Annotated in this window: 20 protein-coding genes, 1 pseudogene and 1 riboswitch; of the genes and pseudogenes, 12 read left to right on the top strand and 9 right to left on the bottom strand. The window is 70.6% G+C overall.

The window, feature by feature from the left end:
- Positions 1-8: 8 nt before the first annotated feature.
- Entirely contained in the window at positions 9-863 is an 855-nt protein-coding gene (gene otsB / locus OGH68_RS16455) for a trehalose-phosphatase (protein WP_264244780.1), read from the top strand.
- Here the strand turns inward: otsB and OGH68_RS16450 are convergent.
- From OGH68_RS16450 to OGH68_RS16435, 4 genes are all read right to left on the bottom strand, one after another.
- On the bottom strand, positions 860-2,317 hold the full coding sequence (locus tag OGH68_RS16450; RefSeq protein WP_264244778.1) for an alpha,alpha-trehalose-phosphate synthase (UDP-forming): 1,458 nt from the start codon (positions 2,315-2,317) through the stop codon (positions 860-862). The genes otsB and OGH68_RS16450 overlap by 4 nt on opposite strands.
- 178 nt (positions 2,318-2,495) lie before the next feature.
- The gene (locus OGH68_RS16445; protein ID WP_264244775.1) at positions 2,496-4,358 is read right to left on the bottom strand and encodes an FG-GAP-like repeat-containing protein; all 1,863 of its coding nucleotides are present in this window, start codon (positions 4,356-4,358) and stop codon (positions 2,496-2,498) included.
- Between the two features lie 425 nt (positions 4,359-4,783).
- A complete protein-coding gene (locus tag OGH68_RS16440; RefSeq protein ID WP_264244774.1) occupies positions 4,784-5,071 on the bottom strand; it encodes a hypothetical protein in 288 nt (95 codons plus the stop codon).
- A 38-nt stretch (positions 5,072-5,109) separates the two neighbouring features.
- Positions 5,110-6,078 (bottom strand): glucosyl-3-phosphoglycerate synthase, encoded by a 969-nt coding sequence (locus tag OGH68_RS16435; RefSeq protein WP_264244772.1) that lies wholly within the window; start codon positions 6,076-6,078, stop codon positions 5,110-5,112.
- A 182-nt stretch (positions 6,079-6,260) separates the two neighbouring features.
- A riboswitch (SAM riboswitch) is annotated at positions 6,261-6,388 on the top strand.
- A 17-nt stretch (positions 6,389-6,405) separates the two neighbouring features.
- Between OGH68_RS16435 and thrC the strand changes: the two genes are divergently transcribed.
- From thrC to OGH68_RS16390, 9 genes are all read left to right on the top strand, one after another.
- A complete protein-coding gene (gene thrC, locus OGH68_RS16430) occupies positions 6,406-7,725 on the top strand; it encodes a threonine synthase (RefSeq protein WP_264244770.1) in 1,320 nt (439 codons plus the stop codon).
- Between the two features lie 37 nt (positions 7,726-7,762).
- Positions 7,763-8,038, top strand: coding sequence for a MoaD/ThiS family protein (locus OGH68_RS16425; protein WP_264244768.1), 276 nt, complete (start codon positions 7,763-7,765; stop codon positions 8,036-8,038).
- A 410-nt stretch (positions 8,039-8,448) separates the two neighbouring features.
- On the top strand, positions 8,449-8,652 hold the full coding sequence (locus OGH68_RS16420) for a cold-shock protein (protein ID WP_005315736.1): 204 nt from the start codon (positions 8,449-8,451) through the stop codon (positions 8,650-8,652).
- Positions 8,653-9,071: 419 nt separating this feature from the next.
- Positions 9,072-10,694 (top strand): chaperonin GroEL, encoded by a 1,623-nt coding sequence (groL, locus tag OGH68_RS16415; RefSeq protein ID WP_264244767.1) that lies wholly within the window; start codon positions 9,072-9,074, stop codon positions 10,692-10,694.
- Positions 10,695-10,983: 289 nt separating this feature from the next.
- The gene (locus OGH68_RS16410; RefSeq protein ID WP_264244766.1) at positions 10,984-12,438 is read left to right on the top strand and encodes an alanine/glycine:cation symporter family protein; all 1,455 of its coding nucleotides are present in this window, start codon (positions 10,984-10,986) and stop codon (positions 12,436-12,438) included.
- A 335-nt stretch (positions 12,439-12,773) separates the two neighbouring features.
- Complete coding sequence (locus tag OGH68_RS16405) at positions 12,774-12,890, top strand: lasso RiPP family leader peptide-containing protein (protein ID WP_264244765.1); 117 nt, start codon at positions 12,774-12,776, stop codon at positions 12,888-12,890.
- Positions 12,891-12,912: 22 nt separating this feature from the next.
- Positions 12,913-14,724: an asparagine synthase-related protein gene (locus tag OGH68_RS16400; RefSeq protein ID WP_264244764.1), complete on the top strand. Its 1,812-nt coding sequence runs from the start codon at positions 12,913-12,915 to the stop codon at positions 14,722-14,724.
- Between the two features lie 27 nt (positions 14,725-14,751).
- Entirely contained in the window at positions 14,752-15,009 is a 258-nt protein-coding gene (locus tag OGH68_RS16395) for a lasso peptide biosynthesis PqqD family chaperone (protein ID WP_264244762.1), read from the top strand.
- On the top strand, positions 15,006-15,452 hold the full coding sequence (locus OGH68_RS16390; RefSeq protein WP_264244760.1) for a lasso peptide biosynthesis B2 protein: 447 nt from the start codon (positions 15,006-15,008) through the stop codon (positions 15,450-15,452). Before OGH68_RS16395 ends, OGH68_RS16390 begins: the two co-directional genes overlap by 4 nt.
- A gap of 62 nt (positions 15,453-15,514) precedes the next feature.
- Here the strand turns inward: OGH68_RS16390 and OGH68_RS16385 are convergent, their stop codons facing one another.
- The 5 genes and pseudogenes from OGH68_RS16385 to OGH68_RS16365 form a co-directional block, all read right to left on the bottom strand.
- On the bottom strand, positions 15,515-16,759 hold the full coding sequence (locus OGH68_RS16385; protein WP_264244758.1) for an MFS transporter: 1,245 nt from the start codon (positions 16,757-16,759) through the stop codon (positions 15,515-15,517).
- A gap of 124 nt (positions 16,760-16,883) precedes the next feature.
- Positions 16,884-17,468, bottom strand: a complete 585-nt coding sequence (locus OGH68_RS16380; protein WP_264244757.1) for a Uma2 family endonuclease — start codon at positions 17,466-17,468, stop codon at positions 16,884-16,886.
- A 56-nt stretch (positions 17,469-17,524) separates the two neighbouring features.
- A pseudogene (locus OGH68_RS16375) lies at positions 17,525-18,376 on the bottom strand (hypothetical protein).
- 225 nt (positions 18,377-18,601) lie between these two features.
- On the bottom strand, positions 18,602-18,868 hold the full coding sequence (locus OGH68_RS16370; RefSeq protein ID WP_264244756.1) for a DUF397 domain-containing protein: 267 nt from the start codon (positions 18,866-18,868) through the stop codon (positions 18,602-18,604).
- Positions 18,849-19,691, bottom strand: coding sequence for a helix-turn-helix domain-containing protein (locus OGH68_RS16365; protein WP_264244754.1), 843 nt, complete (start codon positions 19,689-19,691; stop codon positions 18,849-18,851). Before OGH68_RS16365 ends, OGH68_RS16370 begins: the two co-directional genes overlap by 20 nt.
- 118 nt (positions 19,692-19,809) lie before the next feature.
- Between OGH68_RS16365 and OGH68_RS16360 the strand changes: the two genes are divergently transcribed.
- Together OGH68_RS16360 and OGH68_RS16355 are read left to right on the top strand one after the other, a co-directional pair.
- Entirely contained in the window at positions 19,810-20,028 is a 219-nt protein-coding gene (locus tag OGH68_RS16360) for a hypothetical protein (RefSeq protein ID WP_264244753.1), read from the top strand.
- The gene (locus tag OGH68_RS16355) at positions 20,025-20,237 is read left to right on the top strand and encodes a hypothetical protein (protein WP_264250459.1); all 213 of its coding nucleotides are present in this window, start codon (positions 20,025-20,027) and stop codon (positions 20,235-20,237) included. Before OGH68_RS16360 ends, OGH68_RS16355 begins: the two co-directional genes overlap by 4 nt.
- The last annotated feature ends 11 nt before the right edge of the window (positions 20,238-20,248 follow it).

Genomic DNA, 20,248 nt, shown 5'->3' with positions numbered 1-20,248 from the left:
TCGGAGGCATGGGCAGCTCCCCGTATGCAGACGCCAGTGACTCCCTGCCGACGCCGTCCACCCCCGCAGGCCGGGATGGCCTCGCGGCACTCCTCGAACGGCCCGGCAGAGCCGTGATCGCCCTCGACTTCGACGGCACGCTCGCCGAGATCGTGCCCGACCCCGAGCAGGCGCGCGCCCATGAGCGTGCCGTCCCCGCGCTCGCCGCGCTCGCGCCGAAGGTCGCCTCCGTCGCGGTGATCACCGGCCGCCCGGCCGGGGTCGCCGTCCGGTACGGCGGCTTCGCCGGTGTCGAGGGCCTGGACCGCCTCGTCGTCCTCGGCCACTACGGCGCGGAACGCTGGGACGCCGTGACCGGCTCCGTACGGGCGCCGGCCCCCGACCCGGGGGTCGCGGCCGCGCGCGCCGAACTCCCCGGCTTCCTCGACGGCATCGGCGCCTGGCACGGCACCTGGATCGAGGAGAAGGGCCGTGCCGTCGCGGTGCACACCCGCCGCGCCGCGGACCCGCAGGCCGCCTTCGACGCCCTGCGCGAGCCCCTGGCGGCGCTCGCCTCCCGGCACGGCCTGATCCTGGAGCCGGGGCGCATGGTCCTGGAACTGCGCCCGCCGGGCGTGGACAAGGGCGTGGCCCTGTCCGAGTACGTACGCGAGGTCGGCGCGGAGGTCGTGCTGTACGCCGGGGACGACCTCGGCGATCTCGCCGCGTACGCCGCCGTCGACAAGCTCCGCTCCGACGGCCTGTCCGGGCTGCTGGTGTGCAGCGGCAGCGAGGTCACCGAACTCGCCGAGCGCGCGGACCTGTTGCTGCCGGGCCCGGCGCAGCTGTCGGACTTCCTGGCGGCCCTGGCGCGGCGCCTCTAGGCGCTCTCGCGCAGCGCGTCCAACTGGTCGAGGAACCACTGCCGCGGCGGCAGCGCGGTCGCTGCCGCCGCCAGCCGCTTGGACCGGTCGGCCCGCTCGTCCGCGGACATCGTCAGTGCCTCGTGCAGCGCGGCCGCGGTGCCGCTCACGTCGTACGGGTTGACGGTGATGGCGTCGTGGGCGAGCTCCTCGTGGGCGCCTGCCTCCCGCGACAGCACCAGGGCGCAGCCGAGGTCGGTGACGACGGGGACCTCCTTGGCGACCAGGTTCATACCGTCCCTGATCGGGTTGACCAGCGCCACGTCGGCCATTCGGTACGCGGCCAGTGAGCGGGCGAAGTCGTCCTTCACGTGAACGACTACGGGCGTCCAGGCGTCCGTGCCGTACTGCGCGTTGATCTCTTCGGCGAGGCGGGAGACCTCGGCCGTGTATTCGCGGTAGACCGCGAGATCCTGGCGCGATGGGTAGGCGAGCGCGATGTGCACGACGCGTTCGCGCCACTCGGGGCGCTCCTCCAGCAGCTCCCGGTAGGCCAGCAGGCCGCGCACGATGTTCTTGGACAGTTCCGTACGGTCGACGCGGACGATCGTCCGCCGGCCCTCGCCCACCTGGGCGCGCAGGGCCGCCAGGTGCTCCTCGACGTCGGGCTTCGCGGCACGCTCGCGCAGGAAGTCGCCGTCGGCGCCGAGCCCGTGCACCCCGAGCCGGGTCCGGTGGCGCCCGCGGCCCTCGATCCGGAACTCGAACGCCGGCTCGTTGTCCTTCGGCCACACCGACGTCCCGTCGTACGGCGCCAGTACGCTCGCGGCGCAGCCCTGGAACGCGCGCAGCCAGCGCTTGGTCAGGAACCCGAGCCGGTCCGCGCCGAGCATCCCGAGCAGCAGCTCCTCCGCGACGTCGCCGGGGAGCATCGCGAAGTACTCCGGGGGCGCCCACGGGGTGTGCGAGAAGTGCCCGATCCGCAGGTCGGGGCGGAGTTCCCGGAGCATCCCCGGCACCAGCGCGAGGTGGTAGTCCTGGACCAGCACCGCCGCGTCGTCGGCCGCCTCCGCGGCGAGCGCCTCCGCGAACGCCCGGTTGTAGAGCCGGTACGCGCCCCACTGCCGCCGAAACTCCTGGCCGAACACGGGCTCCATGGGCGTCTGGTACAGCATGTGGTGGACGAACCACAGCACCGAGTTGGCGATGCCGTTGTACGCGTCGTGGTGGACGGCCGCGGGGATGTCGAGCATCCGTACGCCCGGTTCCCCGACGCCGCGTCGCACGGCCTCGCGGTCACCGTCGCCGAGGGCTGCGCACACCCATGTCGACCGGGCGTTCGAGCCGATGGCCGACAGGCCGGAGACGAGACCTCCTCCACCGCGGCGGGCGTCGAGCTCTCCGTTGTCGTTCAGCGCGTACGAGACGGGGCCGCGGTTGGACGCGACGAGAATCTGGGCTGCGTCGGAGACCATGTGCCGAAACCTAGCCCGTACCGCTGCCCCTCAAACGTGCGTACGTCCCGATCCGCGAGGGTGCGGCGACTTCCGGCCGTGACGCTTCCGGCCGTGCCGCCGCACCCTCCTCCGCCGGGCGGTACCCGGGTGCGGCCCGGGGACCAAGGCGGTCCCCGCAGGTGCCGGCCGAGTACAGCTAGAGCCTGCTGTCCCAGTGCCGCACCGGGGCGGCGAAGCCCGGGCCGTTGCTCGTGAACGACCAGACGCCGATCCGGTTCCTGCCGTCCGCGGTCGGGGAGTACCGGTAGAGCACACCCAGGTCCGCCTTGCCGTCGCCGGTGAAGTCAGCGGCGACCGGGTCGGTGGCGTCCCAGCTCCAGCTGGTGGTGCTGTCCCAGACCCTGGCGGGGGCGGCGAAGCCGGGGCCGTTGCTCAGGAAGCTCCACAGGCCGGTCCGGTTGAGGCCCTCCGCGCTCCTGCCGTAGTCGTAGAAGACCGCGACGTCGGCCTTGCCGTCGCCGTTGAAGTCGCCGGCGACGGGCTTGCTGGACTCCCAGTTCCAGCTGCCGGTTCCGCTGTCCCAGACCTTGGTGGGGGCGGCGAAGCCGGTGCCGTTGCTGAGGAAGGTCCACAGGCCGGTGTGGTTGCGGCCGTCGGAGGTCTGGGCGTAGCGGTACAGGACGCCGAGGTCGGTCCTGCCGTCGCCGTTGAAGTCGCCGGCCACGGGCTTGCCGGCGTCCCAGTTCCAGCTGCCGGCTCCGCTGTCCCAGACCTTGGTGGGGGCGGCGAAGCCGGTGCCGTTGCTGAGGAAGGTCCACAGGCCGGTGTGGTTGCGGCCGTCGGAGGTCTGGGCGTAGCGGTACAGGACGCCGAGGTCGGTCCTGCCGTCGCCGTTGAAGTCACCGGCCACGGGCTTGCCGGCGTCCCAGCTCCAGCTCGTTGCTCCGCTCTCCCAGACCTTGGTGGGGGCGGCGAAGCCGCTGCCGTTGCCCAGGAAGGTCCACAGGCCAGTCCGGTTGCGGCCGTCCGCGCTCCTGCCGTAGTCGTACAAGGCCGCCACGTCGGTCTTGCCGTCGCCGTTGAAGTCGCCGGTGACCGGCTTGGTGGAGTCCCGGTTCCAGCTGCCGGTTCCGCTGTCCCAGGCGGTCCGCGGCTCCGCGAGGCCGCTGCCGTCGCTGACCAGGTTCCACAGCGCGGTGTGGTTCCGGCCGTCCGGCGTCCTGGCGTAGCCGGTCATCGCACCGAAGTCCGCCTTGCCGTCGCCGTCGAAGTCACCGGCCAGCGGAGTGCTCCCCTGCGGCAGGGAACGGACCTGCTGGATCCAGGGGTTGATGTCGTCCACCCGGGTGTCCACGGCCCCGGTGCGGGTCTCCTTGGAAGCGAAGCAGCCGCCTTGCCAGGACCGGCTGTTGAGGGCGACCAACTCGAAGGCCCCGTTCCGCTCACGGAACGCCGGGCCGCCGGTGTCGCCCATGCAGATGCTCGAACCCTCGTCCGCCGCGAGGTTCAGCGAGGTGTCCGTCACGGAGGAGACGGTGTACGTGCCGCTGCGCAGACGGTCGGGCACCCACTGGTCGGCGGTGCGGCCGAAGCCGGCCACCCGCAGCCGCTCACCCGCGGCGGGTTCACCGGTGGCGAGCGCGATCGGGGCGACACCGGTGGCGGCAGTGGCGAGACGGGCCATCACCAGGTCGCGGTCCGTACGCGGGATCAGCTCGGCGACCTCGCTGACGTGCCCGCCCGTGGCGTTCAGGTCGGTGCGGCCCACGGTGACGACCGTCTTCAGTGACGGCGCGCCGGCCACGACGTCGGAGGTGTCCGCCGGGTTCGCGGCGAAGCAGGAGGCGGCGGTGAGGACCCACTGCGGGTCCACCAGGACACCGGAGCAGCCGCGCTCGCCCCCGACGTCGATCTGTGCGGCGAACGTGAGTTGACCGTTCGCGACCGGAGTGCCGACCACCGCCTGCGCGGGGGCGGCGCCCAGCGCGCCCGCCGCGACGGCGGCGAGCGTGACCGCGGCCGTCGTGGCTGCACGGGTGTGTCTGTGTTGTCTCAGCATGGTGGCTTTCTCTGTCCGTCCTTCCCGGGTCGGAAGCGGCCTGTGTGCCGCTTCGCCAGGGGGCTTCGAGAGCCCCGTGGGACGGGACGCACGACACTTCCGGCCGTGGTGTCACGTCCGGTGGTCGTGGAAAGAGGAAGTGTTGCCGGCCGCGGAACGCGGCCGCGCCGGCCCTGATGAAACTGGCGGTCGAAACCCGGCCCCACCATCCCCATCCCCCCGTTATGCCTCTCGATCCCTCGATCGCCCCCCCTGGCATCCCGGCCACCGTAGGAGTCCCGGTGGCCGAGCACAAGATCACCACCGCGGAGTCTTCGGGGCGCGGCGACCGGCGCGGCGACCGTTCCGGTGGGGGTGTCGGCGGCCGTGGCGACCGTTCCGGCCCAGGGGTGTCGGCGGCCGCGGCGGCAGACCGGGCGGCGGACTCAGGGGTCGCGGCGGTCGCGGCGGTGGCGGGTGGCGGCGAGGGCGACGAGGCCCGCCGCTGTCAGGCTCAGTGTGATGCCGCCCAGGAGCCACAGCTGTTCCGCCGTGGTGCCGGTGCGGGCCATTTCCACCTGCTGCGACGCCGTCGCCGGCCCGGCCGGACCGAGTGTCGCGGCAGTCGTGACGGCGAGCACGCCGAGCAACCGGGTCAGCCGCTCGTGCGCGCCGGAGGGCGTGGGCCTGCGGTGCCTGCCGCGCGGCGGAGCAAGAAATCCGATGAATGCCATACATCGGAAATGTAGGCAAAATGACCGGCAGGTCCTGCTTATGCCGCGCGACGCGCCGCGTACTCACCGATCTCGAGCATCGGCGGCCGCTCCTCGGTGTCCACCCGGTAGGTCCGCGGGGCGAAGCCGTTCCCCACCCGATCGAACTGGGTGATCGACGGCCGTACCAAGTGCGGCCGGGACAACCGGAGTTGCGCCGTGCGGTAGATCGTCGCGGCCATTCTGCCGAGCGCCTGTCCGTCCTGATGGCGGTGCTTGCGGGTGCCGACGTCGACCTGGGCCAACGCGTCGAGGCCGACCAGGTTCAGCGAGTCGATCAGCAGTCCCAGCTCCACGCCGTACCCGACCGGGAACGGGAGCCGTTCCAGCAGCGAGCGGCGTGCCGCGTACTCGCCGCCGAGCGGCTGGACGAATCCGGCGAGCTGCGGCCAGTGCAGATTGAGCAGCGGCCGCGCCACCAGCTCGGTCACCCGGCCGCCCTGGGCGGGGACACCGTCGGGGCCGGGTGCGGCGCCGCCGCCGAGGGGGCGGTCGTACATCGCCTTGACGAACTGGACCTCCGGCTCGGTCAGCAGCGGTCCGACGATGCCGGAGACGAAGTCGGGCGAGAAGTCGCGCAGGTCCGAGTCGCAGAAGCAGACGATGTCGCCGCCGGTCACCATCAGCGACCGCCACAGCACCTCGCCCTTGCCGGCCACGGCGGGCAGGCCGGGCAGGATCGAGTCGCGGTGCACCACCCGGGCCCCCGCGGCCGCGGCCACCTCGGACGTGCGGTCGCTGGAGGCGGAGTCGATCACGACCAGCTCGTCGACGAGCGGGACGTTCTCCATCAGCTCTCGGCGGATGATCGTGACGATGTCGCCGACCGTCGCCTCCTCGTTCAGCGCGGGAAGGACGGCACTGACCGTCGTTCCCTGTCTGACCTTGGCGGATATCAGCCGGTCGAGGGAGCGGTCGGACGCGGACCAGGAGCGCCGGCTCAGCCAGCGGGCCACCTCATCGAGCACTTCGCGTCTCCCTTGGCAGTCGACGAACAGTCGGTGAACTGTGGTCGTGTGATCCATCTCGCGGTTCGGACGACTATCTCAACCGTCCGGGGCTTCGGTTACAGTCTTGAGCAACGCGAACGACCCTCGCATCTCGGGGGTCCAAGCACACAAACGCCCGGACCGCACGTCCGGAGCCATACCGCTCATCCAGAGGGGCAGAGGGAACGGCCCGTTGAAGCCCCGGCAACCCTCCCGCCGACCGCGAGGTCACGGTGGGGAAGGTGCCAATTCCGTCTTGTGGCGAAATGCGTCACGAGGAAGATGAGGAGAAAGGGCCTCGCCATCATGGCTGCGCAGACCGTCGCAAACACCAGCGCCAGCACCTCCGCCACCGCCTCCACCGGATCCGCTTCCGTGGACCTCGGCCCCGCCGCCGCCCTCGCGTGCCGCGAATGCGGACAGCGTTTCGAACTCGGCCCCATTTTCGCCTGCGCGGAGTGTTTCGGGCCGCTCGAAGTCGCCTACGACCTGCCGAGCGGCAGCCCCGAAGAGCTGCGGAAGCAGATCGAAGCCGGCCCGGCCAACATCTGGCGCTACGCCCCGCTGCTGCCCGTCCCCGCCGACGTGGCGGACAAGCCGAACCTGAACCCGGGCTGGACCCACCTCGTCAAGGCCGACAACCTCGCGCGTGAACTGGGCGTCACCGGCGGTCTGTACATCAAGGACGACTCCGGCAACCCGACGCACTCCTTCAAGGACCGCGTCGTCGCCCAGGCCCTCGAGGCCGCCCGCGCCTTCGGCTTCACCACCCTGTCCTGCTCCTCCACCGGCAACCTCGCGGGTGCGGTCGGCGCCGCCGCCGCGCGGGCCGGTTTCCGCTCCTGCGTGTTCATCCCGCACGACCTGGAGCAGGGCAAGGTCGTCATGGCCGCGGTGTACGGCGGCGAGCTCGTCGGTATCGAGGGCAACTACGACGACGTGAACCGCTTCTGCTCCGAGCTCATCGGCGACCCCCTGGGCGAGGGCTGGGGCTTCGTCAACGTCAACCTCCGCCCGTACTACGCGGAGGGCTCCAAGACCCTGGCGTACGAGATCTGCGAGCAGCTCGGCTGGCGGCTGCCCGACCAGCTCGTCGTCCCGATCGCGTCGGGCTCGCAGCTCACGAAGATCGACAAGGGCCTGCAGGAGCTGATCAAGCTCGGTCTCGTCGAGGACAGGCCCTACAAGATCTTCGGCGCCCAGGCGGAGGGCTGCTCGCCGGTCTCTGCCGCGTTCAAGGCCGGTCATGACGTCGTGCGCCCGCAGAAGCCGAACACCATCGCCAAATCGCTGGCCATCGGCAACCCGGCCGACGGCCCGTACGTGCTGGACATCGCCCGCCGCACCGGCGGCGCGGTGGAGGACGTGAACGACGAGCAGGTCGTCGACGCGATCAAGCTGCTGGCCCGTACCGAGGGCATCTTCGCCGAGACGGCGGGCGGTGTGACGGTGGGTGTGACGAAGAAGCTCATCGAGACGGGCGTGCTCGACCCGGCGCTCACCACCGTCGTCCTCAACACCGGCGACGGCCTCAAGACCCTCGACGCGGTCGCGGAGACCTCACAGGCGACCGCCGTCATCCGCCCGAGCCTGGACGCGTTCCGCGACGCCGGCCTGGCCCGTTGAGATCCCTGAGATCCGAGACCCAAGGAAGGCTGCACACATGAGCGTCAACGTCCGCATCCCCACCATCCTCCGTACGTACACGGGCGGCCAGGCCGAGGTCCCGGCGGAGGGCGCGACCCTCGCCGAGGTCATCGCGGACCTCGAGAAGAACCACACCGGTATCGCGGCCCGCGTTCTGGACGACCAGGGCAAGCTGCGCCGGTTCGTCAACGTGTACGTCAACGACGACGACGTGCGGTTCGAGCAGGGCCTGGAGACGGCCACGCCGGAGGGCGCGGGCGTGTCGATCATTCCCGCGGTCGCCGGCGGCTGATCCAACCCCAAAGATTTACTCGTAGTTACAGAGATTGCCCTCTCCGCCGAGAAGCGGAGGGGGCAATTCTGCATGGTTGAGCGCGGTAGAGTCTGGGAAGCCCCCTCCGCCGGCCGCTCGTGAATGCCTTCGAGTTCCGCAAGAATGCGGCCAAACTGCGTGATCGAATTGCCACTTAGGCGTCATTTGCCGGGCCCGACTTGCCCCGGAATTCTATGGAATCGTAGGGATCGGTCGTTCGGTCCTGCCCAGAATTCTCGTCCGATTGACCTGTTGCAGAGGGCAGTTGGGCAGATACATTCAGCCGCGGTCGACGCGTTCCGGCGCACACCCCTCCTGCTGGGGTGGAGATCTGACCCGGGTCCGCGAAGTGCGGTCCTGCGCAAGGGCCAGTAATAGGGGAGTTAGGCATGGCTCAGGGCACCGTCAAGTGGTTCAACGCGGAGAAGGGGTACGGCTTCATCGCGGTCGACGGTGGTGCGGATGTTTTCGTCCACTACAGCGCGATCCAGATGGACGGTTACCGCACCCTTGAAGAAGGTCAGCGAGTCGAATTCGAGATCTCGCAGGGCCAGAAGGGTCCGCAGGCGGACATGGTCAAGCTCGCCGTCTGATCCAGGCGCGATCGGCCACCGACGCACTCACGCATGAGGGGCTCGCCTCCCGGTCACCGGGATGCGGGCCCCTCACGCGTGCCCGGGCGCGCCCGTCCGTCTCTCCGGTCGCCTCCCGGCGCGATCCGGCGTCGGCCGCCTCCCAGGCGCCGCCTCGCGTTCCCTCGAAGCCGCTTGCGCCCTCCCGTCACCCGACCGCCACTCCTCAGGGAGGCTTCTTCGGAGCCGCTTGCACTCTCGGGGGTCGAGTGCTAATCATTGGCGTTAGCACTCTCCCAGTGAGAGTGACAGAACTTGGATCGGGTCGGTGAGGCCCGCGGGCCGGGTGGGGCAAGGAACCACGCGGCGCGCAGGCCGTCCGTCGCGGGCGCCGGATGCGATCCGAAGCAATCCACCCCAGTCCGGGAGGACCACTTCACATGGCCAAGATCATCGCGTTCGACGAGGAGGCACGGCGCGGTCTCGAGCGCGGGATGAACCAGCTCGCCGACGCCGTCAAGGTCACCCTTGGCCCCAAGGGTCGCAACGTCGTCCTCGAGAAGAAGTGGGGCGCCCCCACGATCACCAACGATGGTGTTTCCATCGCCAAGGAGATCGAGCTCGAGGACCCGTACGAGAAGATCGGCGCCGAGCTGGTCAAGGAAGTCGCCAAGAAGACGGACGACGTCGCCGGTGACGGTACGACCACGGCGACCGTCCTCGCCCAGGCGCTCGTCCGTGAGGGCCTGCGCAACGTGGCCGCCGGCGCCAACCCGATGGCTCTGAAGCGCGGTATCGAGCGGGCCGTCGAGGCCGTCTCCGGTGCCCTGCTCGAGCAGGCCAAGGACGTGGAGACCAAGGAGCAGATCGCCTCCACCGCCTCCATCTCCGCCGCCGACGTCCAGATCGGCGAGCTCATCGCCGAGGCCATGGACAAGGTCGGCAAGGAAGGCGTCATCACCGTCGAGGAGTCCCAGACCTTCGGTCTGGAGCTCGAGCTCACCGAGGGCATGCGCTTCGACAAGGGCTACATCTCGGCGTACTTCGCCACCGACATGGAGCGTATGGAGGCGTCCCTGGACGACCCGTACATCCTGATCGTCAACTCCAAGGTCGGCAACGTGAAGGACCTCCTTCCGCTGCTGGAGAAGGTCATGCAGTCGGGCAAGCCGCTGCTGATCATCGCCGAGGACGTCGAGGGCGAGGCCCTGTCGACCCTGGTCGTCAACAAGATCCGCGGCACCTTCAAGTCCGTCGCGGTCAAGGCCCCGGGCTTCGGCGACCGCCGCAAGGCCATGCTGAACGACATCGCCATCCTCACGGGCGGCACGGTCATCTCCGAGGAGGTCGGTCTCAAGCTCGAGAACGCCGGCCTGGACCTGCTGGGCCGCGCCCGCAAGGTCGTCATCACCAAGGACGAGACCACGATCGTCGACGGTGCCGGTGACAGCGACCAGGTCCAGGGTCGCGTCAACCAGATCCGTGCCGAGATTGAGAACAGCGACTCGGACTACGACCGCGAGAAGCTCCAGGAGCGTCTGGCGAAGCTGGCCGGCGGCGTGGCCGTCATCAAGGCCGGTGCCGCGACCGAGGTCGAGCTCAAGGAGCGCAAGCACCGCATCGAGGACGCCGTTCGCAACGCGAAGGCGGCCGTCGAGGAGGGCATCGTCGCCGGTGGTGGCGTGGCGCTGCTGCAGGCTTCCTCGGTCTTCGAGAAGCTCGAGCTCCAGGGTGACGAGGCGACCGGCGCCAACGCCGTGAAGCTCGCGCTGGAGGCCCCGCTCAAGCAGATCGCCGTCAACGGTGGTCTCGAGGGTGGCGTCATCGTCGAGAAGGTGCGCAACCTGCCCGTCGGCCACGGCCTGAACGCCGCGACCGGTGAGTACGTCGACATGATCGCCGAGGGCATCATCGACCCCGCGAAGGTCACCCGTTCCGCTCTGCAGAACGCGGCCTCCATCGCGGCGCTGTTCCTCACCACCGAGGCCGTCATCGCCGACAAGCCGGAGAAGGCCTCCGCGGCCGCTCCGGGCGGCATGCCGGGCGGTGACATGGACTTCTGATCGACTTCTGTCGATCAACCGTCCTTGACCGAGGGCGGCACCCCACTCCCAGGGGGTGCCGCCCTCGGGCGTTGCCGCTCCAGGGCGGTTTTCTGCGGGAGAAACCGGTACAGAGTGTGAGATGCCGCACGACCGGAATGTCTTTTCAGCGGGACAAGGCCCTGGTTAGCTCTGCAGAGCTTTGAACGGAAGAATGCTTCCGCGGCCGAGGGCACCAGCTGTACGCGACCCGTACGCATCGCAGCCCGAGCCGAGCCCCGACTCACAAAGACCCGGGACGCATCTCATCATGAGCACCCTCAACACCTGGATCGTCGACATCAATGATGTCTTCTGGACCTATCTGCTGATCCCGCTGGTGGCCGTGGCCGGCCTCTGGTTCACCTTCCGCTCCAGGGCGGTCCAGCTGCGGATGATCCCGGACATGTTCCGGGTCTTCAAGGACAAGTCGACGGACGGCGTCTCCCCCTTCGGGGCCTTCACCATCTCGGCGGCCGCCCGCATCGGCACCGGCAACATCGCCGGTGTGGCCACCGCCATCACCATGGGCGGGCCCGGCGCGGTCTTCTGGATGTGGATGATGGCCCTCGTCGGCGGCGCCTCGGCGTTCGTCGAGTCCGCCCTCGCCCAGCTGTACAAGGCGCGCGGCAAGGAGCCCGGCACGTACCACGGAGGCCCGGCCTACTACATGGAGCGCGCCCTCGGAAAGCGCTGGCTCGGTGTGCTGTTCGCCGTGCTCATCACTCTGACCTTCGGGTTCGTTCTCACCGCAGTGCAGTCCAACACCATCACGGTGGCCGTCGAGGGCTCCATGGGCGGTACGGACTCCAGCTGGTTCGCCCCGGTGCTCGGCGTCGTGCTGGCCGTGCTGCTCGCGCTGGCCGTGTTCTTCGGCGTGAAGCGCCTCACCGCGGTCACCAAGGTGCTGATCCCGGTGATGGCGGGCATCTACCTGCTGCTCGGCCTCGTGGTCGTCCTGTTCAACATCACCGCGGTGCCCGGCATGATCGCCGACATCATCGGCGGCGCGTTCGGCTTCCGCGAGGTCGCGGGCGGCGCGGTCGGCACGGCGATCCTCCAGGGCGTGCGGCGCGGCATGTTCTCCAACGAGGCCGGCATGGGCTCCGCGCCCAACGCCGCCGCTTCCGCGGACACCACGCACCCGGTCAAGCAGGGCCTGGTGCAGACCCTCGGCGTCTACTTCGACACGCTGGTCGTCTGCAGCATGACCGCGTTCATCATCCTCAGCGCCAACCCGACCCTGGGCGAGCGCGGCGGCGCGGACGTCACCCAGTCCGCCCTCAACGTGGCCCTCGGCGACTGGGCCGGACACATCCTGACGCTGGTCGTCTTCATGGTCGCCTTCAGCTCCATGATCGGTAACTACTACTACGGCGAGTCCAACATCCGCTTCATCACCGGCAGCGCGTCGGCGATGACCGGCTACCGGGCGGTCGTCCTCGCCTGTGCCGTGCTCGGAGCGATGGGCTCGGTCAGCGTCGTGTGGAGCCTCGCGGACATCACGATGGGCGCGATGGTCCTCGTCAACCTGATCGCGATCCTGCCGCTGTCGGCGATCGCCTTCCGGCTGATGGACGACTACACCGCCCAGCGCCGTGCCGGACTGGACCCCGTCTTCACCCGGGACCGCATCCCCGGCCTGAAGGGCGTGGAGTGCTGGGAACCGGCGGGCACGGACGCCGACGACGCGCAGCGGCTCGCCAAGTCGCACGGCGGGCAGTGACACGGACCTCTGGTCCCTCCCGGACCGGACCCGACCGCAGGGCCGAGGGCGGCACCCCTTCAAGGGGGTGCCGCCCTCGGGCGTTTCCGGGCCCGGACAGGCGGCACCGGGGCGGCCGATGTGACGTGGTTCACCCCGGCCGGTCATGCGTGGTCCGGCCGGACCTGCCAAGCACGTTCCCGGGACCGGCACCAAGCGGTCAGCGCCCTCGCCCGGCCACGCCCAGGGCGGCAAGGCTTCTGCCGATCGTTCGATCGATCCAACGGATCCATGCGGGTCACCCCCCAGATCCCTACGGATCCATTCCGATCCCATCAAGAGAAAGGACCTGAACGATGGCGAAGAAGGCTGCTTACGAGACCCCGGAGTTCGTTTCCGCCGGCACCTTCCGCGATGTCACCGGCTTCGTGGTGATCTTCGGCAACGACGGCACCGGACGCGGCTGGTTCTGACGGACTCCCGGAGGAACCCGTGATGACGAGCCACGGCGCACCGCACTTCTTTGCGCTTCCTGACCGCGAGGACGCGGGCGCCGTGGCCCGTCGCCTCCAGGCCGCGGCACCCGGACTGCGGGTGCTGCACCATCCCTCCGGCCGCCCCTGGATCATCGGCGCCTGGGCCGACGAGGACATCGCCGTCGCCCGGGCCGGCACGGACGCCGTCGCGCTGATCGGCATGCTGCCGCGACGGACCGACGAACTGCCCCGGTGGACCGGAAGGCTGCGGGGCAGGGCCGGACGGCTCGAGGCCCTTTCCGCGGCGATCCCCGGCAGCTTCCACGTGGTGGGCAGCGTCGGCGGCACCCTGTACGTGCAGGGCACGGCCTACGGCATGCGCCGCGTGCACCACACCGTCGTGAACGGCTGCCCGGTGGCCGGCGACCGTGCCGTGGCGCTGGCGGAGCTGGCCGGCGCCGAGATCGACCTCACCTCCGTGGCCCTGCGGCTGCCCGAACCACTGGCCGTGCAGCTGCCCCCGCGCCCCATGTGGCACGGCGTGACCGACGTCGCCCCCGGATTCGCCCTACTCGCCACCGGCGAAGGCACCCCGCCCCGGCACGTCCGCTGGCACACCCCGCCCGCCCCCGAGCGCTCGTCGGCCGAAGGCGCGGCCGACGTACGCGAGGCGCTGGCCGCCGCCGTCGCCGTCCGCACACAGCGGGACGGCCTGCTGAGCGCGGACCTGTCCGGCGGGATGGACTCCACCTCGCTGTGCGCCTTCGCCGCCGGACAACTCGGCGCGGGCGAACTGATCGTCGGCGGCATCCCCGGGGACGAGTCGATCAGCGACGACGCCCACTACGCCCGTCTCGCCGCCGCGCACTGGCCGCACGTCGAGCACGTGGAACTGACGCCGGAGCAGACCCCGCTGTTCTACCGCGGCATCCTCGACGACGGCTGCCGCACCGACATCCCCGCCGGTGTCGCCATGAGCCGCGACCGCGCCACCGCCGTGATCTCCCTGATGGCGGAGCGCGGCTCCCGGCTGCACATGACCGGACACGGCGGCGACCATCTGTTCTTCCAGACCGGCGCCTACTGCCACGACCTGATCACCCGCCGCCCGCTGCTGGCCTGGCAGCGGGTCCGCGGCTACCGCACCCTCTACGGATGGCGCTGGCGCCCCGTGCTGCGCCAGCTCGCCGACCGGCGCTCCTACCGCCGCGCGGTCGCCGGGATCGACCTGAGCACACCCGGCGACCTCGGCTTCTGCACCCCGCAACTGGCCTGGATCGCCCCGCCCGTGGTCCAGCCGTGGCTCACCCCCGAATGCCGGGACCTGGTGACCGCCGGGCTGCGGGAGGCCGCCTCGCAGGCCGAGCCGTACGCACCCACGCTCGGCCGCCACCGGGAGCTGTCGGCCCTCTACTCCGGTACGCAGGAGTGCGCGGCGATCGCCGAGGCCGGACGCCGGGCGGGCGTTCCCGTCACCATGCCGTACTTCGACGACGCGGTGGTCGACGCCGCACTGTCGGTACGCCCCGAGGACCGGACCGACCCCTGGCAGTTCAAGCCCGTGCTCAAGGAAGCGGTACGCGGCGTGCTGCCCGAGGAGTGCCGGGCACGCGCCACCAAGTTCGAAGGCACCGTCGACGCGGTCGGCGGTCTCTACCGGCACCGCGACGAGGTCCGGTCGCTGTGGGAGGACAGCGACCTGGCCAAGGCCGGGCTCATCGACGCCGGCGCGCTCGCCCGGCTGACGGAGACACCCGGCACGCCCGCCCTCAAGGACGGCGCCGTGGACTCCACCATCATCTGCGAAGCATGGCTGCGCGCAGTCGCCTGACGTGCCCGGCCGGAAGGAAGGAATGCGATGAAGCTGCGCAACCGCCCGTATCTGACCGTCACCGAGACCGAATACGGTGCGGTCCTGCTGGACACCAAGACCGGCGAGTACTGGCAGATGAACCCCAGCGCCGCCACCGCCGCCCGGGCGCTGCTGGACGGCGGCGACACCGATGACGCCGTCCGGCGCGTCACCGACCACTTCGAGGTGGACACGGAGCGCGCGGCGGACGACGTGCGGGCCCTGATCGCGGCCATGCGCTCCGCCGGGGTGGTGCAGGAGTGAGCATCACCGTCGCCCTGGAGCGCAACCGGACCAGACGGCCGCTGCGGCTGCGGCTCCTCACCCGGCTGGCCATCTGCACCGCCCGGCTGCTGGTTCTCCTCAGACCTCATCTGCTGACCCGCGTACTGACCCGCCTCAGCCGGGGGGCCGCCGCCGCGAACAGCACCCAGGCGCACGGCGCCCGGGCCTCGGTGCTGGCGGCCAGCCTCAGCCTCAACGGCCTGCGTTCGTGCCTGCCGCGCTCGGTCTCCATCGCGCTGCTCTGCCGTCTCCAGGGCGTGTGGCCCACCTGGTGCGTCGGCGTACGGGCGGCACCGCCGTTCGCCGCGCACGCATGGGTCGAGGCGGACGGTGAACTGATCGGCGAACGGGGTCGCCCGGAGAGCTTCGCCCGCCTGATCGCCGTGCCGCCGGCCAAGGCGGGGCGCGCCACCGAGGAGTGACGAGAGCTCAGGGCAGAAGACCGGCCTGAAGGGCGGTCCGAAGGCCGGCCCGAGGGGGACCGCTACTGCGTCTCCTGACCGGCCGGCGCCTGGGCCGGTCGCCGCGCCCGGCCCAGCGCGGCGGCCACCAGCAGGTACGGCAGCGCCAGCAGGGCGAAGACGGCACCGTGCGAGACGAACGGGGACAGCGCCGCGTAGGCGCCGTACGCCAGCAGGGAGACGATGTTGGTGCCCAGACCGGTCAGCGAGGTGATCGTCGCCCGGCTTCGGCCGGTGATCGCCGACTGGAGCCGTACGTCCGCCAGGACGTCCGCGAGCTGGAAGGTGCCGAACGCGGCACCGAGCAGCACGAATCCGGCAGGCACGCCGGAGAGCGCGCCCGCGGCCAGTGCGGCGGCGGCTGCCGCGACCAGCGCGGCCACCGTACGGTCCGCGAGCCGTTCGCCGGCCGTGACCAGCAGCGAGCCGAGCGTCACACCGACCCACACCACCAGCACCAGCAGCGGTACGGTCTCGGTCGCCACGCCCGTGGACGCGGCCAGCAGCGGCACGTACTCGTCCAGCACGCCCCACACCGAGGTGATCACCACGGCGAGCACCATGGCCCGGCGGACGGGCCGGCTGCCACGTACCTCGGTGAGGCCGTCCCGCAAGGTGGCGACGTACCCCGGGAGTTCGGCCTTCGCGCGAGGGTGGGCGGCTGCCCGGTGCTCGGGGAGCGTCGCGCCGACCGCCGCGCACAGCAGGCACGCGGCGATGCTGCCCGCCCACACCAGGGTGTCGCCGCCGAAGGCGAGCGCGGGCGTGGCGGCGGCGGTCGCCGTGGCGGTCGCGGCCATGCTGACGGCCGCCGCCCGGCCCATGACCCGCCCGTAGCGGTCGGCCGCGCCGAGCCGTTCCAGCTCGTCGTGGACGAGGGCCTCCATCGAGCCCGAGCGCAGTGAACCGCCGATCGCCCAGAGCGTGAACCCGGCGGCGTAGGCGGCGTACGACGGGGTCAGCGCCCACAGCGCGAACCCGCAGGCGGTCAGCACCGGGCCGACGACCATCACGGCCCGGCGGGACACGACGTCGGCCCACACACCGGACGGCACCTCGACCAGCAGGCCGACGACGCACCAGATGGCGAACAGGGACGAGATCTCGGCGGTGGTCAGACCGTGCTCGGCGAAGAGCAGGGCGTAGAGGGGGTAGAGGAGGACGAAGTCCTCAAGTCCCGCGTAGGCGTAGAGCCGTCGCTCAAGTCTGCGGACGCGGGGATCGAGCGGGCCGTTCGGCCCGGGTGGGCACGACGAAGCGGTGAGCATGCGTGTGGTCCTTGGCTGGGACGGACAGGGGACGCCGGGTGCTCACCCGCGCGGCGGCCCGCGACAGCCCGTTCCTGGACCAGAGGCGGTGGATCAATGTCGTCGTCGGCTCATGCGGCCGAGTTTACGCCTGGGTGTAGTCCTTGAGCCTCTCCGTTTCGAGGGTGATGTCGACGGGAGAGGGGAGCCGGACGGTCTCGCCGTAGGAGTAGGTCCGGGCGAGGTGGTACGTGCCGTTCCTGGGCTCGCTGTGAACGAGAAGCGAGTTTGTGTCCCGATCGATGAGGAGATAGACGGGAATCCCGGCGGCCGCGTAGCCGTCGCGCTTCTCGATCCGGTCGCGATTGTGGGTGTCGCCGTCGTGTGAGGTGACCTCGACGGTCATGAGGACGCCCTCCGGGTTCGGCCACATGGCCTCATGCGCCACAAAGTGGTCGATCGGAGCCAGCGCGCCGTCCGCGATGGCGCGCCCCCGGCGGTAGCCCTCCAGCCGCAGGTCCTGTTCGGGGTAAAGAAGCAGGTCAGGCCGTTGCTGCATGCACTGTGTCAGTAGCCACATGACCATTGCCCTGTGAAGCTGGTCCGGCACGGGCTTGACCCTCAACTTTCCTGCGATGTACTCGAGCTTTACGCCCTCAGGGGCAGTGCGTGCCAGTTCCTCGAAGTCCTCGACGGACATCTCGGGGTTCTCGGCGCTGATGCGGGTCATGGCGTCGCCTCCTCCCCTCCATCGTCCCCCGTGGCGGGGCCGGGTGAGCGGCACGGTCATGGCTGTGTCCTTGTCGTCTCGGGCGGGCGGGTCGCCGCCGCGCGGGCCTGGGCCGCGTGGGCGTGGACGCGGGCCGCCGGGAGAGTGGGTGGCGGGGCCGTGTCGCCGCCTCGGCAGCGGGCGCATACGCCGTCCACGAGCGCGTCCGCCCGGCCGGGCGCCCCGCACTTGCCGCATTCGAGGATGCGGTGGGGCGGCGGCAGCGGGACCGGCTCCGACGGGAGCTTGTCGGTGAGGCGGCGGCGGGCGAGCGCGGCGGCGTGGTGGACCGGGACGGGCAGCCCGTCGGTGAGCGCGTGCAGCAGCTGCCGCTCGGTCGCGACGCGCGCGAACCACTCGTCCACCAGCGGCACGAGCGCCAGGCACTCGGTGTGGGACAGCGACATCATCGGGTTCGCCCGCCCCAGCGCGGCGAGCAGGACGTACGCCCGCGAGCGGGTCGGTCGGCGCTTCTCCACCGGTTCCACCGGCACGTCACCGCGCTGGAAGGCCGCCCACCACGCGTCGTCGTGTGCCGTACGGGACCATCATGTGCGTGTTACCCACAGGGTGCTGCCCGACTCGGAGTTGATCGCTTCGAGCCCGCGCCGCAGATGACCGGCCCGGATCAGGTGGTTGAGCGCCTTGGAGATGGCCCACTGGCCGTACGGGGTGAACTTGGCCAGCGTCTTCACGGAGATGTCGCTGTTGTCGGCCAGCCGGTCGATGTACGCGGCGACGGCCGCCTCACGCTTGGGCAGATGTGCGAAGTCGTCAGCGGTGAGCGGCGTTTGGCCCGACACGGTTCGTTTGCCGTAGCCGGGGTTGGCGAGGGGATGCGGGGCAGCACTAAGCTGGCAGTCAGCCATGGATCGAGGCTCTTTCGATCGTGATGGTCAGACCCCCGCAGGTGTTGGTAGCACCTGGCGGGGGTTGTTCGTTTATCGGAACGCTGGAGCGTGATGACGCTGCGTGGCAAGTCGGTCGCGTGATGTCAACTCGACAGGGAGGGTGGGTGGGTTCAACAGGACCCACCCCCCACATCACTGTGAAGAGCGCTCGAATCTCGGGACTTGAGCTCCGGGACTGCTGCCTCAGCCCTGCTTGAGGTCGGCGACGAAGGCCGACCAGGCGACGGCCGGGAAGGCGAGATGGGGGCCGTCGGGGTTCTTGGAGTCACGGACGGGGACGACGTCGGGGTGGCCGTCCGCGACTTCGAGGCAGTTGCCGCCCTCGCCACCGCTGTAGGTCGACTTGCGCCAGGTGGCGACCTCCAGGCAGTTGCCGCCGCTGCCGTCGCTGTAGCTGGACTTGTGCCAGACGGCCGTGGTCAGGTCGTACTCATGGCTGCTCGTCTTCATGCGCGTAATCCTCCGCCACTGACTCGATCAGGGCCAAGGACGATTCCGGCGACAGTGCGCTGGCCCTGACCAGATCGTAGGACAGTTGGTATCGGGCGACCGTGGCCGGATCGTCCTCCAACTGGCCCGTTGCAAGGACTTCGAGGTAGGCGAGCGGGGGTGCGTCCGGGAAGGACATCAGTCTGAGAGCGCCGTTCATCGACGCGTGCGCGCCCGCCGCGAACGGCAGGACCTGCACGATGATCCGGTGCCGCCGCGCCAGGCCTGCCACATGGCGCAGTGCCCCGGCCATCACCGCCGGGCCGCCCACCTCCCTCCGTAACACGGCCTCGTCGAGCACGGCCCACAACAACGGCGTTGTTGGATCGGCCAGCAGGTGGGCGCGGTCGAGCCTCGCCTCCACGAGTTCGGCGATGACCTCGTCCGTCGCCGTCGGCTGGTAGGCACGGAACACCGCTCGTGCGTACGCCTCCGTCTGGAGCAGGCCGGGGACGAGCAGCGGCGCGTACTCCTTGATGGTCTCCGCCGTCGCTTCCGCCTCCGCCGCCTCGGCGAAGTGGTCCGGGTAGCGGGACTTGTTGGACACCTCGCAGTTGCGGGTGAAGAAGTCGTCCGTGCCCAGGGCCTCGTCGAGGCGGGCCGCGTGCTCGGGGAGGATGCGGCGGGTGCCGGCTTCCATCTGGCCGATGTACGAACCGCTGACGAACAGGGGTTCGCCCAGCTCGTCCTGTGTGAGACCGGCCTTTATACGGGCGTGGCGCAGCTCCGCGCCGAGCAGTGCGCGTGGTGAGGTCGACGGGTCGAGGTCCTTGGGTCCGGGCATGGTGCAACTCCCTGATCGACAGGTCGCGTTGTTGGGCCGCCGTCTCTTCCCAGGCTAGCCAGCATCCGTACACGCTGGGTGATGAATCGGAACACTGCGTACTGGAGGTGCGGAGAACATGACGGTGGTGCGATCGGCCGAGCGGTTGAAGGCGGCCGAGGAGGTGGTGGACCGGCTCAGGACGGGGCTGGGGGTGGTGTCGGTGACGTTGCCGTCGCTGCGGGTCGATGTGGTGTCGCTGGCTAGCGAGGCGCCGTATCCGCTGATCGAACTGGGGCGCTGCAACCTGGACACGGCGCTGCGGCTGGCGGCCGTGCTGCAAGGGCTGGAGAAGTGAGCGCGCACGGCGATGCCGGGTACGTCGTCGACGTCCGGGACGGGCGGGTGGCGCGGGTGATGGGCCGGGTCGGTACGTACGTACAGCTGCGGCCGCCGGGTGGGGGCAAGGAGTGGGACTGCCCGCCCGGGGCCGTGCGGCCGGCGACGCCGGGCGAGCTGCTGCGGGCCCGAGTGCGGGAGGTGAACGCGCAGGCGCGGCTGCCGTGACGCCATGTGGG

The sequence above is a fragment of the Streptomyces peucetius genome (genome assembly GCF_025854275.1).
Classification (GTDB): Bacteria; Actinomycetota; Actinomycetes; order Streptomycetales; family Streptomycetaceae; genus Streptomyces; species Streptomyces peucetius_A.
Note: the sequence above shows the minus strand (reverse complement) of the source record. Positions and strands in the feature narration are given on the sequence as shown.